Origin of the sequence: Bartonella sp. CE47NXGY, assembly GCF_042195415.1 — a bacterium.
GTDB lineage: Bacteria > Pseudomonadota > Alphaproteobacteria > Rhizobiales > Rhizobiaceae > Bartonella.
The window spans coordinates 14,680-31,315 of sequence record NZ_JBHIOI010000018.1 but is presented as its reverse complement, the minus strand read 5'-3'; the positions used below and the strand labels follow the sequence as shown (position 1 = coordinate 31,315).

The window sequence follows — 16,636 nt, the reverse complement described above, 5'->3', positions numbered from 1 at the left end:
TTTGAAAGTTGTTCCTTTGTCAGCTATGCTGCCATTAAAGATCTCCAAACTGCCAAAGACATTTCAGAACGCTGTGGCCAAATGACCGTTGAAGTAACCGGAACAAACAAATCAAGAGGTTTATCTTTAGGAAAGAGTTCATACAACGTCAATTACCAACAAAGAGCCCTGATTTTACCCCACGAAGTTATTCAAGAAATGCGTCAAGATGAACAAATTATTCTGATGCAAGGACAACCCCCTTTGCGATGTGGTCGCGCCATCTATTTCAGAAGAAAAGAAATGTTAGCCGCAGCTGCAAAAAACCGCTTTGCCCCAAAAGCACAGAAAAACTAAAAAACACCCTCTAATGGAGGTCATGCATCAAAACAAAAACATCAAAGGATAAAAGCAGAGATTCTATCTCATAAAAGCCTATAAAGAAGGAATTCCCGCTTGATACAACAAGAAAAATATGGGGAAAAGTCTTTAAATGATGGTATTATGCCTGTGCTTACCAATGCCAATTTTCTTTATAAAGCACTCTCCTCATCTCCAAATAATAAATACCAATCATATCTATGCCTTGAGAATCCTATCAGGAAACTTTTGAAGGCACCGCTTTTATAGGGAAATTTTTCTACAAAAAAATTAAAAGACAATATGCATGAAAACAACCCAAATGAACCATTCTCTCTCAGTAAAAGAAAAAAGTGCCAAGATAAAGATTGATACACTCAAAAACACCTACGAATTTGAGGGATTTTTTCCTCACCCAAGTCTCAACATCTCAAAACAATATGCGTGGGGGATTTTCAAACAAAAAGTTTAACACACTCTCATAGACAATGTAACATTATAAGGAATATAACAATGCCCAAAGCAAAAGAAAAAACAAAAGGAATTCCCTCACCCCATAATTATATCTATCTTGGTACCCAAATTCTCAAAAATAGATATGGAGAAACAGATTTAAAACGTTTTCTGGAAAAATGCTCACATGATAGGCAAAAAGCCATGATCAATCTGCGTGCAGAACCCCTGCCAGAATATTTTAATTCAACTTATCTATGCTATATCCACCAACAATTGTTTAAAAATACCTTTGTATGGGCTGGACATCTGCGCCATATCCCCTTCGCATTTACAGACGATAGCATTGCCGCCATGCCAGAAATGAAAAGAATGGAATGGGGCAATAATTTTGCAACCGGTGAAGAAATCCCTGAACTCTTACAAAAATTAGATCAAACGCTTGCCGAAAAAGACAATTTGCAAGGCTTAACACGCGAAGAATTTGTCAAGGAAGCAACGAGTCTATTTTATTCTCTTCACAAAATCCACCCATTCATAGATGGCAATGAGCACACAGAACAAGTCTTTTTTGAAAATCTTGCCAAAGCTGCAGGACATCAGCTTGACTTTTCGCTTGTCACACAAAAACGTATGATGGCTGCCTGTAGCGAAGCAATGCAATATAGCAATACACAACTGTTGAAAGATCTTTTTGAGGATATCTCCAATCCCCCCAAAATACGTCTTTTAAAAGAATTTATGGACCACATAAACAATACGGGACGCAACGTGGATGATCGCCTTGTTATGGCAACAAAGGCAGGAGAAACCTATATAGGAACTTATAAAGGTTGTTATTCAGAAGGTTTTATACTCGATATGCAAGGAACTTACATCATTGGTAGCAAAGATGATCTCACACCAGAACGATTAAAAACACTAAAACCTGGTGATATCATTACCTTTACCGCCCCCAACAGCAAAGAGCTTGAAAACACGCTTATTCCAAAAGAAACATTAGCGCCTCTCACAAAAAGTGAATGTGCCAAAACAGTTGCGCTAGATAGTTACGTTCTCAAAGCTCAAAAGCAAGTCCGAGCTTACGCAAAAGCTGTTTATGGTGACGCAAACGTATTAAACGAACAGATAGAAGAGATTATTAAAAATCCAGAATTAGGCAGACAGTTTGCTAATCAGATTAAACAGGCACCGCACTCTGTTTCTCCTCTTGCAGGTTTTAGTATATGCGGTCTACAAAATCCGGCACGTGTACACGCTCGAAATTATCTTGATGTGTTCTCTCTTGCAATTGAGAATTATGTGTATACTGTAGAAGCTACCTATAATATAGTCACTCGAGACCATAAAATTAAACAAGAACGCCTTGGAAAAGCGGTAGAGAATCCCAGTCAAAACTTGCAAATTATTTTTGCTTTATCACCGGAAAAACAAAGAGAAATCTTGTCTCAATCTCCTCAATTACACCAAGAGCTCCGTACTTTTATAAACAGTTTAGAACATCGTCTCTCATCAAACGAATGTAGTGCGATCACAAACAAAGATTATGAAACACTTGCACAAAGTATTGGTATATCAGAACAGAAAGCACGAGAAATTACCGACATTGTTCAAAAAGCAAGGAACGCTCATAGCCAATTCTACACACGCACACAAAATCGTTCAAATACACTTGCTATGGCCAACTAAAAAATATGAAACTTTGTTTTTTTGATTTAAACACCTATGTGAAAGAGATATTTTAATATTCTTATCATACATGCAAAAAACAGACTACTTAAGCGCCCTACCACCAATTTTGCACATAGCATATACACCATATCCAAAGCAATTGGACAGGATAATTGTTAATTCCTTTTAAACGTCATGATTACTACCGACGAAAGCTACAAAAGCCTATTTTATTTGTCTTAGATGGAGTCGATTTTCGTGGTTATATGAATATTTTAAAAAGAGCACTCATTTTACCCCACGAAGTTATTCGAGAAATGCGTCAAGATGAACAAATTATTCTGATGCAAGGCTCCCCTTCGCGATGTGGTTGCGCCATCTATTTCAGAAGGAAAGAAATGTTAGCCGCAGCTGCAAAAAACCACTTTACCCCACAAAAGAAAAACTACCCTCCATGATGCGATATTGACAAAAAATAACCGCCCGCATACAAGAAAAACAGGTTCAAAAAATCCATGATTTTTCTTTTTATATTTTGTGCATCGTTTTATCAGCTTTATCAGCGCCCATGGTCTTTAAAAAGTCTTTATAAAAACGCCCATACACCCAACCAATAGCGACACTAATATCTCCACTTGGAAAAGGAACCCATTTCTACAAAGTTTTTCATCTATAATTTATATAATAAATTGATTTATAAATGATAATTTATATTTTTTTGTTAAATAAGAGACTAAATAGCGTAAGATTCTCTCATCTTAAATCTGTTCCATGTCGTGTTGCATCAATCAAAACTCTGTCGCCTGCATGTCACAAGCGAGAGCCTCATGTAGAGTAAAACTGTACAAGAAAGGCATACCTTTTTATGAACCGTCTCTAAGGACCAAGGTCTTGTCCGAAACATTAGGCACTCAAAGTATGTGAGGATACTGGCTTCTTTATGAAGCGTAAAAATGGGAAAGCTCAATAGATTTTATACACTTCATGGGGGGCTTTAACGTTGTACTATTTATGAGCACCGTCGCCAAATGGGTGTGTTAAAAGATGTCTCTTTAAAACAAGCCCGTGAATTAGCACCCCAATGGTATTCTGTTTTACGTCAAGGGCGTTCCTCCATTAAAGAACATAATCAACAAAAGATTTGCCTTTGAGACAAGAAGTTCTCAAAACACCCACACGACAAACATCGATTTTCTCCCTCCCCCCCCAAAAAACATCCAAGATATACACCAAAATGAATAAATCATTCTTATACAAGCTTTTCCCCCTTTACGATATCATAAAGTGTTCTATTTTAATGATAAAGCGCTGAAAAAGGCTTTTCTCCCCAATCAAAGAAAAGTTTTTATTCTCTTATGGGTCTTAAATCTTAAAGCAGCGCACACAATAAGAGCAACAACACAAAGTAAAAAACATTTTGTTGCAAAAATACACAAAAAAGATGTTCGTATGGCAAGATATTCATATGGAGCAATAAAAAAAATATAATGGAGAAAAATTTTTGATGACTGCTTTTGCCCATAGATTCACCAATCTGAGAGCTGTGTATGAAAAGTACCAGCACCATCCACTAACCAAGAGCGATTACACCCGCTATATCCACGCCCCTCATCAAAGCGCTCTTGCAAACAACTTTGTTAAAGGAAAAAACAACAATTTTAAGCAACATTTTTCTTTTTGACCTCTTCCTTACACCTCAAAAAACGAAGATTTTACCCAGAGTCAATTTATAGAAAATCCATTTTCTGACCACTCATGGGCTTCATATCAGCGCCCTAAATACCAGCATTTTACAGTACAAGATAATAAACAAAGGAAACATCAGAAAAGCTTTTCAAAAGCATCACAAAACGATTGATACAACATCCATACACTGAAGGGAAAAGCACTCCCTCTCATAACAACCAAAATCTCAAAAGAATACGCGAAGGGGAATTTTTCACATGGCAGCGTTTAAGACGCTCATCAACCACCACCCTACCTACTTAGGAGAGATTACATGTTAGAGCAAAATTATCTATATAAAGGAACCAAAACACTCAAAAATAAATATGGCATCAAAGACCCTAAAAAACTGTATCAACGCAGTACCCATGACGTCACTAAAGCAGCCGTAAATTTTCGCCATGAACCACCCCCACAAAAATTTGATGCTTCCTATCTAAAACTAATCCACTGGAGCCTCTTCTACGAAACTTTTGAATGGGCGGGCCACACCCGCGATACATCCTTTACATTTGAAGACGGCACTTCTGCCCATATGCCGGCGATGCGTCCCAAAGGTTATGAAGTTCCTTTTGCTATTGGACCGAAGATTCAAAAAGAACTAAAACAACTCGAAAAAACACTTAATGAAAAGAACAATTTAAAAGGTTTATCGCGCCAAGAATTTGCTGAAAGTGCCGCTGAAGTTTTTATGGCGCTTGAACACGCGCATCCTTTTAGAAAAGGGAATGGGCGCGTCAATCGAATGTTTATGGAAAAACTTGGACAAGCAGCAGGGCATACCATTGACTTTTCTTTCATCACAAAAGGACGCATGACAGCAGCTTGTATTGAAGCCATGCAATATGGCAATCCTCAACCGATGAAAGATCTTTTTGAAGATATCACGCATCCGCAAAAATCCCTTGTTTTAAAAGAATTCATCTCCCAAATGAGAAACGCTGGATTGGATGAAATTAACAATCGTGTTGTTGTTGCTGCAAAAGAAGATGTAACCTATGAAGGCATCTTTAGAGGTTTTTCAGCAGAAGGTTTTGTCATGGAAGTAGAGGGAGCTTTCGTCGTCGGACACAAAGATGATCTTCCCCCAGAACAAGTCAAAACATTACAAAACGGTGCCCGCCTCTGCTTTCAAAAAACCAACGTTCAAAGCTTAAAAGAAACACTGATCCCAAAAGAAACTTTAGCCCCTCTTACCCATGAAGAGTTATTTGAAAGGATTTCAAATGACGCTTATGTTGAAGCATGCCGAAAAGAAATCGAAAATTTATCAAAGACTGTTTATGGTAAAACCCAGTCCTTAAAGACAACATTAGATATCATAACGGCAGCTCCAAACTTAGGAAATCAGTTTGCCGATGAAACTTTACAAAACCCTCAATCAATTTCTAAATTTGCTGGGAGTAAAATACTTGGCATGAAAAGTTCAAATCGCAGACAAGCCGAACAGGCTGTTCCACAACTCAGCCAAGCCCTTAAAAATTATGGCGCAATAACACAACAAACAAAAGATGCAATTCTAGAGCAACACCAAAGAGAACAAAATCGCCTGAACCACACTGTCGAAAAACCTGGAAAAAATTTACAAAACCTTTTTGCCTTACCAGAAGAACAACAAAGGGAAGCTTTATTGCATTCTCGTTCACTGCGACAAGAACTCCATACCTTTTCACGACAACTACACAATCGTCTATCCTCAGAAGATCGTAAAGCCATACAAGAAAAAGATTATACCAGACTAGCTTGCCTCCTTGGAACATCGGAAAGCAAAGCAAAAGAAATTGCGAATACTGTAAAGAACACCCAAGAAGCACAATGTCAAGCTCGCAGCTTGAAAGTTAGTCGCTCTTCATCGCTGGCTCTTACCGGCTAAAAACGCGTGAACTTTTGCCTTCCAACAGAACTCTTTATACCAATCATTTTATCTCCATTACGCCCACCAATTGTTTTAAAATGTTACAAAAGATAGTCCTAAAAATGAATCCTATAATCTACTATAACTTATTGATAATATTTCATAAAAAAACTGTATAAAAGACATAAATGTCCATTACATATCAATATGAATAGCGCGAAGTCTTTGGATACCATTCAGTTTGATATTCTTCTTTTGTCTTAAAAAATATCAAAAAGTGGGAAATGCGCCAAAGAGGTTTTCTAAAAATATTGAAAGGAAACAGCCATGAAAAAAAGTCACCCAACTTCTTCTACCAATGTAGAGGAACTAAGACGACAATTTGAACAACAAAACCTAGAAGCTTCTAATGTAGAAGACCTCTACGCAAAGGTTAATAAACCACCTAAAGAACAGCGCACCTCACCTCAATATACACTTCAACAACCACCAGAAACGGTCTATGCTCCCCAAAAGCCACTTGACCAACAAAACCTAGGAGCTTCTAATGTAGAAGACCTCTACGCAAAAGTTAATAAGCCACCCAAAGAACAGCGCACCTCACCTCAATATACACTTCAACAACCACCAGAAACGGTTTATGCTCCCAAAAAGCCACTTGACCAACAAAACCTAGGAGCTTCTAATGTAGAAGACCTCTACGCAAGGGTTAATAAGCCACCCAAAGAACAGCGCACCTCACCTCAATATACACTTCAACAATCATCAGAAACGGCCTATGCTCCCCAAAAGCCACTAGGAAATCCCTATGACAGACTTGGTGAAAGACCAAGTGATGGGCGACGCACCGACAAACTCGTAAACCCCTATTCAATAACGGATTTGGCAGCACAAAATTGGCAAACACCCTACGACACAGTTGGTGAAGGTGCACAGGGTGGACGACATCCCCAAGAACCAGAACATCTCTATGCAGAGCTTGAAGTTGGTGAAAATGGTAGGCACTCTCCCCAAAGACCACTCGAATCCGTCTATGCAACGGTTGGCATGGGAGCTGAAGGCGGGCAAGAATCTGAACAACTAGAAAATCCCATCTATCAAGGCGTTGGCGGAGGCAGAATCTCCCCTCCCAGAACCCCAAAAGATGTGGTTACAACAAAGCTTTTAAAAAACGTAGACTTTCAATATGGTGTAAGAGAAATCCAAGAGCGATGCAGAGTTGTTTATAAAAACGAACATGCTTTGAATGGACCACTTGCGAAGATCCTTGATGATCCTCAGGGTGCAGAAAAAGTCTTATTGGAGCTTGCAGAAAATCCTGAAAGCGCTGGTAAGCTTGCAGGTCACAAAATACTTGGTGTAAAATCTCCAAGCCGCAGAGAAGCTGAAGATGAGTTTACCCACCTTTGCTCAGCTCTTGAGAGACATATACATAATACACAAAAGCTCCATAAACAGTTTACACGGGAGCAGGAAAGAGAAAGAAGTCAAAGACACGAAAGTCCAGAAAGAGACCCAGAACACAGACATCACCACCATCATCATCACGCAAGAGGACGAGAATACAATAGTCCAGAGCCCAGCCCACAACGACAAAGACATGGAGAAAAAGGAATGGCTTTTGCCATGTAAGTGGACATAAACATAAAAACAGATAGGTTTTTGTTTTTCATGTAATTTTTTTCAGTGAGTTTCTTGGTGCAAATCATTTTATCGTGATTGCACCAAGAATTGTTTTAAAATATTACAAAAAATAGTCCTAAAAATGGATTCTGTAATTTATTATAACTTATTGATAATATTTCATAAAAAAACTGTATAAAAGACATAAATGTTCATTACATATCAATATGAATAGCGCAAAATCTTTGGAGGTCATTCGGTTGGATATCTTCCTTATATAAAAGTTATCAAAACTAAAAGTGGGGAATGCACCAAAGAGGTTTTCTAAAAATATTGAAAGGAAACATGTATGAAAAAACATCATCCAAGCCCTTCTGCAAATCCAGAAGCCCTCTATGCAAAAGTTAATAAACCAACCAGAGGAAACCAGCGCGGTCCAACCCCAGAAGAGGAAGTTCTATACGCATCAGTTAGCACCTCTTCCCCTCTTTCAAGAGACAGACATCATGCTCAAAGGAGTGAAGATCCTGAAACCGACTATACAACGGTTGCTTCTCCAAGACATGAAACTGATGTTCTATACGCATCAGTTAGCAGCGTTACCCCTTCTTCAAGAGGTAAACATCAAAGGACAGAAGATCCTGAAACCGACTATACAACGGTTGCTCCGCACCAAAGAGGAAGATCTCCATCTTCCCTCACAGCTGATCAAATAAGTGTCATGCTTTTAAAAAATCCACACGTCCAAGCACATGCAGAAGAAGTCATACACTGGAGTAAAATTGTTTATGGCGATGATACGATTTTCCAGCAGCACTTGCAAGGAATACTTACAGATCCCACTAAAGGAAAAGACCTTTCAAATCAACTTGCTGAAAATCCTGAATCTATACATAAACTTGCTGGCCGCTCCACACTTGGCTTAAAAAATCAAACACGCAAAGCAGCTGAAGATGGTTTTAGATCGCTCGTTGATGCCGTTGATGGTTATACGAAAGCTGTACAAGACGCAGCAACAAGACTATCGCAAACCCCTCTAGCGGAACAAAGACGCCATCAAGAAAATTCTCAGCAAGTTGAGAGACACCATCATCATCATCGTCATCATCACACAAGAGGACAAGAACACAATAGTCCAGAGCACAGCCCTCAACGACAAAGACACGGAGAAAAAGGAATGGCTTATGCCATGTAAGGGGGCATAAACATAAAAACAGATAGTTTTTGTTTTTCATGTAATCTTTTTTTCAGTGAGTTTCTTGGCGCAAATCATTTTATCGCGATTGCGCCAAGAATTGTTTTAGAATGTTACAAAAAATAGCCCTAAAAATGGCGCCTGTAATTCATGCCGACTATTGATAACTTATTGATAATATTTCACAAAAAAACTGTATAAAAGACACAAATGTCCATTAAGCTGATTGCAAATAGCGCAGATCTTTGGAAGCTCATTCAGCTCGATATTTCTTTTATCTCAAAGCGATCCAAGCATAAAAGGCAAGAATGCACCAAAGAGGTTTTCTAAAACAATTTTTGAAAGGAAACATGCATGAAAAAAACCCACCCTCATCCTTTTCCATCCTCTTCAATACAAGAACTTATAAAGCTCTATGAACAAGCAGCGGCAGAAGTCTCAGGCGCAGCAGCCCCCCTTCTTAAAGAAACGCCTTCAAAAAGCAAAAGACTGTCATCCATACCGGAAGAAGATGAGGAAAGACAATCTCTTTTAAGAGAAGAAACTGTATATGCATCAACAAATCCAACAGCTTCGTTAACAAGAGGCGGCTCTACCAAAAGGCAGAGAAAACCTGAAACGACACACGCAACAATTCCTTCACAAGCAGCATTACAAAGGGCAACAAGAGTTCTCTCAGAGGAAGAGATCATTCTATTGCTTCCACACCATTCATTGGTTCGAACCTATCAAGAAGAAATCCAACATTTATCCGCAAGTGCCTATGGTAACCCAAACATTTTGCAAGAAAAAATGCAGGAAATTCAAAGAAATCCCGCTGCAGGAGAGGAGCTCTCATGGCGCATGGCAGCCCATCCTGAAAGTCTTGCTAAACTTTCCGGCACCAGCATGTTGGGCTTTAAAAATCGAGTGCGTAGACAAGCGGAAGAGAGTTATTCCGCTCTCAGTGTCACCGTTGATTGTTATACAGAAGCCGTAAAACAGGCAAGAGAGAGCCTCTTACAATCTCCAGAGCAAGAACTCAAAAACTATGAACGCTTAATGGGGAAGGAAGCTGTCACTAAACTTCTACAAAAATCAGATCAACGCGAAAAAGAAACGCTTTCAGAGACAGAAATTTCTACCAAAATTCACCAACATTCAAAAGTCAGAAGACACCATGCCCAAATCCAATATTGGTGCGGAGTTGTTTTTGGCAACACAAACATTTTGCAATCACAGGTGGAAATGCTTTTCCAAAACCCTGAAACAATAGAACAGCTGGCACAGCAACTTGCCGGAAATCCTCAGTCTTTTAACAAATACACTGGTCGTAACTTTTGTGGCTTTAAAAATAAAGCACGCAGACATGCTGAAGCGGGTCTTTCTCACCTCATTGACGCCGCTGACAATTATGCAACAGCTGTAACACAAGTAAGAGAGAGCCTTTCAAAAACTCAGCAGACAAAACAAGAACACAATGAAGCATCTTCTGACAGAGCGCAAAATTTGCATCAACAACAAAGCGTCTCACAGTCTACTCAACGCCCGGAGCCTTCAATAGTAACGCATGAAGGAGCAACACCCTCTACGCAACAAAGAGAAACAGATATTCGTCCTCGCAAAACTGCCGCCCCAAAAGCGATGGCTTTTGCCAGCTAAACAGACATAAGTTTTCACGTTGAATCCAACGTCTTGGCGCAACACAGGAAAGAGGTGTTTGCGCCAAGAAAGAGAGAAAATTGAAACAAAATTTATTTTTCCGTCCCTTAACCCAAACACTGGAGAAAACAATCTTTAGAGAATGAATATGATCTGAGCCAAGAGAGTCAAATCATGCGAAACCATTCAGTTTCATATCCTCTCTCATAGAAACAAATGAAAAAGCATAAAACAGAATAAAAACCAACGTACATTTTTAAATAGTATTTAAAAACAATATTGGAAGAGTTTGAAAGGAACATGCATGAAAAAAAGAAATCCCTCCCCTTTTATCACCGAAATGATGGAAAAATTTCAACAACCGGCTGAACAATCCCCCACCAGAACCCCTCCTTCCCAAGTTTCTCAAAGTTTGCCAAAAGCAACTGTAGAAAAACGCCCAGAAAATTTATCCCCCCACCCAAAAGTTGCTCCACCACCTCCCCCACGTATGAAAAGCCCAATGCAAACCAGCACAATGCCTCCTAACGCCAAAAACCAAGAGACGCCTCCCCCACAAAAAAAAGCAGCCCCACAAAGACCCCCGCGTGCAAAAGAGAGGCAACAACATAAACCAACAGTTCAAGAGTCCCCCTCCCTACAGACAAAAGTGGCTCCGCCCCTTCCTCCACGCATGAGAGAAAAAACACAAACCGGCACAACAATCTCCAACTCAAAAAACCAAGAAAGCTCCTCCACGCACACAAAAGCAGCTCCACAAAAACCTCCGCGTGCAAAAGAGAGGCAACAACATAGACCAACAGTTCAAGAGTCCCCTTCCCCGCAAAAAAAAATGGCCCCGCCCCCGCCCCCACGTATGAGAGAAAAAACACAAGCCGACGCAAAAATCCAAAAGCATGAAACCCAAGAAAGCCCCTCCACGCGCATAAAAATGGCCCCACAAAGACCACCGCGTGCAAAAGATAGAGAACAAAACAAACCAACTGCTCAAGAATCCCCTTCTCTACAGACAAAAGTGGCTCCGCCCCTTCCCCCACGCATGAGAGAAAGAGCACAAAACGGCACAAAAATTCAAAATCCTGAAACACACGAACCAAGTGTTAGACCCAAAACATCATCACATATGAAAGTGAGGCAGCAAAGCAGTTCATCATCACAAGACAGTGGAACATATGCCGTCCCGCCTTCAAGAAAACCGCACCGTATGGAAAACAGAAAACAAAGCGATACTGTCGTCCCAAAAACTTCCTCTCCACACACAGCAATTGAACAACCAAAACCGTCTCACGAACAAAAACCATCTATTAATACAATGGAAAGAGAGCTATTGCTCGTAGCATATCAAGAAGAAATACGATTTTTGAGCGAAACGGTTTATGGCGACCGACTTATTTTAAATGAAAGAATAGAAGCAATCAAAGAAAACCCCGATATGGGAGAACAGCTCTTATGGGATGTTACAGAACGGCCTAAGTCTATTTCTAAGCTTGCTGGTAGAAAAGTTCTTGGCATAAAAAACCATGCGCGCAGAAAAGCTGAAGAAACTCTTCCCACCCTATGTGCTGCCATTAACGGTTATGTGTATACTTCAAAATATACAAAAAGTGAAAATATTTTACAAGGTTCTCACACGGAACAACAACATCAGCGACAAACACAAGAGGAAGAGCTAACAAATCAACATTTACAAAATCCGCTCAATTCAGAAAAGAAAATAAAGCCTCTCTCAAATGAGGAAATTGCCCGCAGAGTTCAACAAGATCCATCGGTTCAATATGGTCAAAGAGAGATCCAATATTGGTGCCAAATTGTTTATAATGATCCATTTATTTTGCAATATAGAATAGAAGATATGCACAAAATTCCAGAGATGGGAGAAGAGCTTGTATTTCAAATTGAAAAGGATTCTGCATCTGTTGCTCCACTTGCTGGTAAGCAAGTCCTTGGCGTAAAAAATGGAGCACGCAAAGCCGCTGAAGAAAATCTTCCTACTCTTTGTACCGTCATTAAGGAGTATGCTGAAACTGTAAAACAGTTAAGAGAAACCATTGTGCAAAACCATCAGGCAGAACAACAAAAACGTTATCAACCACCTACCGATTTCGATAAAAAATTACAAAAGCAGCAAAGCTTATCGCAGCCCCTGAAGCTGCCTGAACGCTCAACAGCAAAGCGGCATAAAGAGATTACAGAAACTTCTAGACAAGAAGACCAGCCGCAGGTTCGACCGCGCAGAGCCGAAACATCAAAAGCAATGGCTTTGTCGTGATAAATCTCCTAATTGTTGGCTTTTTATCCAAAACTTTGGTGCAATTATCTTGCCAAGATTGCATCAAAGACGGTGTGTGAAATACAGAAAACTTTGAATAAGACACCCCATTATTTTACAGAATTCATTGATAAAATTTCACGATAATACTTCAAAATTATAAACTTTAACTTTGTTCCATGCGAATAAGGTCAATTTTTTCAATCATTCAAATAGGCATTCTTCTTTGAAGAAAACGCTATGAAAATAACATAAGGCAAAAAATGTAAACAAAGAAGATTTCAAAAAATAATGTTACCATTTGAAAGGAAATATGCATGAAAGAAAACACAGAACATTGTGCCTCCTCTACACAGGAAGAATTGCAAGAACAACACTCTGTAATTAATGCAGCCATTTCAAAGCAAATCAATGAAGAAGCGCAAAATTTTTTCTACCCCAATAGCAAAGTGCTTAAAAATAAATATCGCATCAAAGATAACGAAATATTAAAAGAATGCTGTTCTAATGATGTAAAAAAAGAAATGATAAAACTGCACCAAGAACCTCTACCAGAGCAGTTTAATGCCTCTTATCTAAAATACCTTCATCAACGCCTCTTTTCCCATGCATTTGAATGGGCCGGACAAACACGCGAAAAGCCTTTTACATTTGAAGATGGCACTGTTGCTTCTATGCCCATTTTGAAAAGAAAAGAATTTACAAAAACTTTTGCGATTGGCAGAAAAATACAGGAGGGACTAGAAAAGTTAGATAAAACGCTTGCTGAAAAGAATAATTTACAAGGCTTAACGCGCGAAGAATTCGTTGAACAAGCAGCTGGTATAATGATAGATTTGCACCACTTGCATCCTTTCAGAGAGGGCAATAGGCGCACAAAGAGACTGTTTGTTGAAAAACTCTCTCAAGCAGCAGGACATGAGCTAGACTTTTCTCTTGTGAGCAAAAAACGTAAAGACTTTGTCCGCGCCGCTGCCATGGAACATGGCGACCCAGAGCCTATGAAGCATCTGCTTGAGGATATCTTAAATCCAGAAAAATTGCTCCTCTTACGAGAATTCACCAACTCTATGAGAGAGCTTGGATTGGATGAAAAAAATTATTATCTCGCTGTCGTTGCAAAAGAAGGAGAAACCTATCATGGTACCTATAGAGGCAGTGGACCCAATGGCTTCATGCTTGATGCCAACGGCATTTTCATCTTGGGAAATAAAAAAGATCTCACCCCAGAGCAAATACAGACATTAAAAATCGGTGATGCCCTCTCCTTTACAGCACAAAAAGTTCAAAACCCAGAAAAAAACCAGCAAAAAACATTGCTTCCAGAAGAAAAAGAAGAAAAAAGAGCCACTCTTAAAAACGATGAAATAACTGAAAAGAGCAAAGACAACGCATCCATTCAAACAAAGAAAAAAGAACAAGCCCATTTTTCACCGTGGATTGCCCCTCATGCTTTACATGACAGCGTTGAAGTTATGCCCCAAAGTTTGCAAGAACAAGAAAAAGAACAAATGGCACAACCAATTGCTCAATCGGCTTCCGCTATGAGGCAAATGCAAAAAGATTTTCAAAAAAACATTTTACAGAGCAGTAATACAGCGACAAATAATCCAATATCTGTCAAAATGACAAAGGAAACACGCTCTGATCATCAAGAAAGAACAAAACAGCCCCCAAAAAAAGCAATGGTATACTGGGATACTGGTACAAGAAAAACGGACACCGTCCCTCTCACCTTACAGGAGAAATTATCATCACCGCCTGAAACCGAAGAAAATAAGACAATGTACCGTAATTTCTTTTGCCCTAATAGTATCACCTTAAAAAATAAATATGGTATAAAAGACTATAAAAAATTAAAAGTGCAATGTGCCCATGATACAACAAAAGCAATCATTCATCTACGCCAAGAAGCGCCACCGCAAAAACTAACTTCCACATATCTCCAATATATTCATCACACCCTATTTAAAAATACTTTTGAATGGGCCGGACAAACACGCGAAAAACCATTTACATTTGAAGATGGTACCGTTGCTTATATGCCAATGATGAAAAAAGCTGGTATTTCTTTTGCCTCAGCAAAACAGATACAAGAGAGACTAGAAAATTTAGATAAAATACTTGCTGAAACGAATAGTTTAAAAGGCTTAACCCGCGAAACATTTGTTGAACATGTCACTGAAATGTTGATACAGCTCAACTATACACATCCTTTCAGAGAAGGCAATGGACGCACGCAACGAATGTTTTTTGAAAAACTTGGGCAAGTTGCTGGCCACACACTCGACTTTTCTCTTGTAACAGAAAAACGTATGAATCTTGCCAGCATTGCATCGCTAAAACATAACGATAAAGAAGAAATGAAACATCTGCTTGAAGATATCTCAAATCCAGAAAAAATACTTATTTTAAAAGAATTCATGGACAGTATGAAACATATCGGGCTTGAGAGTATTCATCATCATCTTATTATAACAGCAAAAGAAGGTCATACCTATAAAGGCTTTTACAGAGGCAGTGGACCCAATGGCTTTATGCTTGATGCTAACGGAATTTTCATCTTGGGAAATAAAAAAGATCTCACCCCAGAGCAAATACAGACATTAAAAATTGGTGACGCCCTCTCCTTTACAGCACCAAAAATTCAAAACCAGCAAGAAGTGCTTATCCCCGCACAAACAATAGCCCCCCTTACCAACAATGAAATTGCCACAAGGATAAAAAACAACGCATCCATTCAAGCAAGAAGAAAAGAAATAGAAACTTTGTGCCAAATCATTTATGGCAATCGTCATATTTTGCGGGAAAAAATTGAGATGATCCATGAAAATCATACTGAAGGAGAACAACTCACCTATCAAATTACCACCTCTCCCCAATCGATTTCTAAGCTTTCTGGTAGCAATGTATTTGGCATAAAAAACAACGCGCGCGCCCATGCTGAAGAAAATATTTTGCCCCTCTGTAGAGCCATTGATCGTTATATCAATATTTCTAAACAAACAGAAAGAGACATTCTCCATACCCATCATGTAAAACAAAGGCGGTGTGAACAGTCGGTAGAAATGCCTAAGGCTTGGATGAAAAATCTCCTTTCCTTGTCAAAAGCACAACAGCAAGAAATGTTATCAAACTCTCCTGAATTAAGGGGGGAGATAAGGACTTATATCAAAAAAATTAATGAGCGCTTATCTTCAAACGAGCATGAAGTTATAAAAGAAAATAATCCTGAAAGACTTGCGAAGAGTCTTGGCACATCAACCATTAAAGCAAAAGAGATTATGGAAATAATCAAGCAGATAAAAGAGATAGAACCGCATATACAACCCATGTATTTTTATAACCATAAATTCGATGAGCGCTTCGCACCAAACCAGTATCAATCTATAAAGAAAAACAATGAAAAAAAATGTTCCAACACCCTTGATAAAGAAGCAATTAAAGTGCAAAAAATGACAGAAATCGTCAATCAGAGTCCCAAAAGACAAGAAAATATTCAACCTCACAAAACGGAGCACACAAAAGCAATGGCAATGAATATCTAAAAGGTTTATAAACTTTAACTTTTTTGCCCCCTCTGGTAAAAATGATAGCCTTTATCCCCCTTGCCTTCATCGGCAAATCAATTGCACCTCAACGAGAATGGAAACCATGAGAGAGTAATTTTATCTTATTTCCTCAGATTTTATCCTCATCAACTGTGAAAAGAAACCTGAACAGCAAAAATGCTGTTGAAAGATCATATCTTCCTATCCTCTTGTTTATGTAATCTCTAAAACGGGAGGGCAGACAAATTTTGGGAGAACATAAAGTCGTAAAAGTAAAAACCAATCACCAGCTTTACCATCACCTTTTAGCTCAG

8 protein-coding genes and 2 pseudogenes are annotated in these 16,636 nt (G+C 39.0%); all 10 read left to right on the top strand.

Annotation, left to right across the window (positions count from 1 at the left end):
• The coding region (locus ACFIL3_RS06425; RefSeq protein ID WP_375681946.1) for a type IV secretory system conjugative DNA transfer family protein at positions 1 to 336 on the top strand (336 nt) is incomplete at its 5' end.
• 516 nt (positions 337 to 852) lie between these two features.
• Complete coding sequence (locus tag ACFIL3_RS06420) at positions 853 to 2,481, top strand: BID domain-containing T4SS effector (protein ID WP_375681945.1); 1,629 nt, start codon at positions 853 to 855, stop codon at positions 2,479 to 2,481.
• Positions 2,482 to 2,729: 248 nt separating this feature from the next.
• Positions 2,730 to 2,921, top strand: a pseudogene (locus tag ACFIL3_RS06415) (type IV secretory system conjugative DNA transfer family protein); the annotation flags it as partial.
• 561 nt (positions 2,922 to 3,482) lie between these two features.
• Positions 3,483 to 3,602: pseudogene (locus ACFIL3_RS06410) on the top strand (integrase); the annotation flags it as partial.
• 860 nt (positions 3,603 to 4,462) lie between these two features.
• Positions 4,463 to 6,061, top strand: a complete 1,599-nt coding sequence (locus tag ACFIL3_RS06405) for a BID domain-containing T4SS effector (RefSeq protein WP_375672050.1) — start codon at positions 4,463 to 4,465, stop codon at positions 6,059 to 6,061.
• A 309-nt stretch (positions 6,062 to 6,370) separates the two neighbouring features.
• Positions 6,371 to 7,675 (top strand): BID domain-containing T4SS effector, encoded by a 1,305-nt coding sequence (locus ACFIL3_RS06400; protein WP_375681944.1) that lies wholly within the window; start codon positions 6,371 to 6,373, stop codon positions 7,673 to 7,675.
• Positions 7,676 to 8,015: 340 nt separating this feature from the next.
• Positions 8,016 to 8,861 carry a BID domain-containing T4SS effector gene (locus ACFIL3_RS06395; RefSeq protein ID WP_375681943.1) on the top strand — a complete coding sequence of 282 codons (846 nt, stop codon included), beginning with the start codon at positions 8,016 to 8,018 and terminating at the stop codon, positions 8,859 to 8,861.
• A 354-nt stretch (positions 8,862 to 9,215) separates the two neighbouring features.
• Complete coding sequence (locus tag ACFIL3_RS06390; protein ID WP_375681942.1) at positions 9,216 to 10,502, top strand: BID domain-containing T4SS effector; 1,287 nt, start codon at positions 9,216 to 9,218, stop codon at positions 10,500 to 10,502.
• A gap of 304 nt (positions 10,503 to 10,806) precedes the next feature.
• Positions 10,807 to 12,771, top strand: coding sequence for a BID domain-containing T4SS effector (locus ACFIL3_RS06385; protein ID WP_375681941.1), 1,965 nt, complete (start codon positions 10,807 to 10,809; stop codon positions 12,769 to 12,771).
• 317 nt (positions 12,772 to 13,088) lie between these two features.
• Entirely contained in the window at positions 13,089 to 16,319 is a 3,231-nt protein-coding gene (locus tag ACFIL3_RS06380) for a BID domain-containing T4SS effector (protein WP_375681940.1), read from the top strand.
• The last annotated feature ends 317 nt before the right edge of the window (positions 16,320 to 16,636 follow it).

Excerpts from the sequence above, each read along its gene's own strand:
- ACFIL3_RS06405 (WP_375672050.1), top strand. The coding sequence starts at position 4,463 with ATGTTAGAGCAAAATTATCTATATAAAGGAACCAAAACACTCAAAAAT.
- ACFIL3_RS06395 (WP_375681943.1), top strand. The coding sequence starts at position 8,016 with ATGAAAAAACATCATCCAAGCCCTTCTGCAAATCCAGAAGCCCTCTAT.
- ACFIL3_RS06420 (WP_375681945.1), top strand. The coding sequence starts at position 853 with ATGCCCAAAGCAAAAGAAAAAACAAAAGGAATTCCCTCACCCCATAAT.
- ACFIL3_RS06385 (WP_375681941.1), top strand. The coding sequence starts at position 10,807 with ATGAAAAAAAGAAATCCCTCCCCTTTTATCACCGAAATGATGGAAAAA.
- ACFIL3_RS06390 (WP_375681942.1), top strand. The coding sequence starts at position 9,216 with ATGAAAAAAACCCACCCTCATCCTTTTCCATCCTCTTCAATACAAGAA.
- ACFIL3_RS06400 (WP_375681944.1), top strand. The coding sequence starts at position 6,371 with ATGAAAAAAAGTCACCCAACTTCTTCTACCAATGTAGAGGAACTAAGA.
- ACFIL3_RS06380 (WP_375681940.1), top strand. The coding sequence starts at position 13,089 with ATGAAAGAAAACACAGAACATTGTGCCTCCTCTACACAGGAAGAATTG.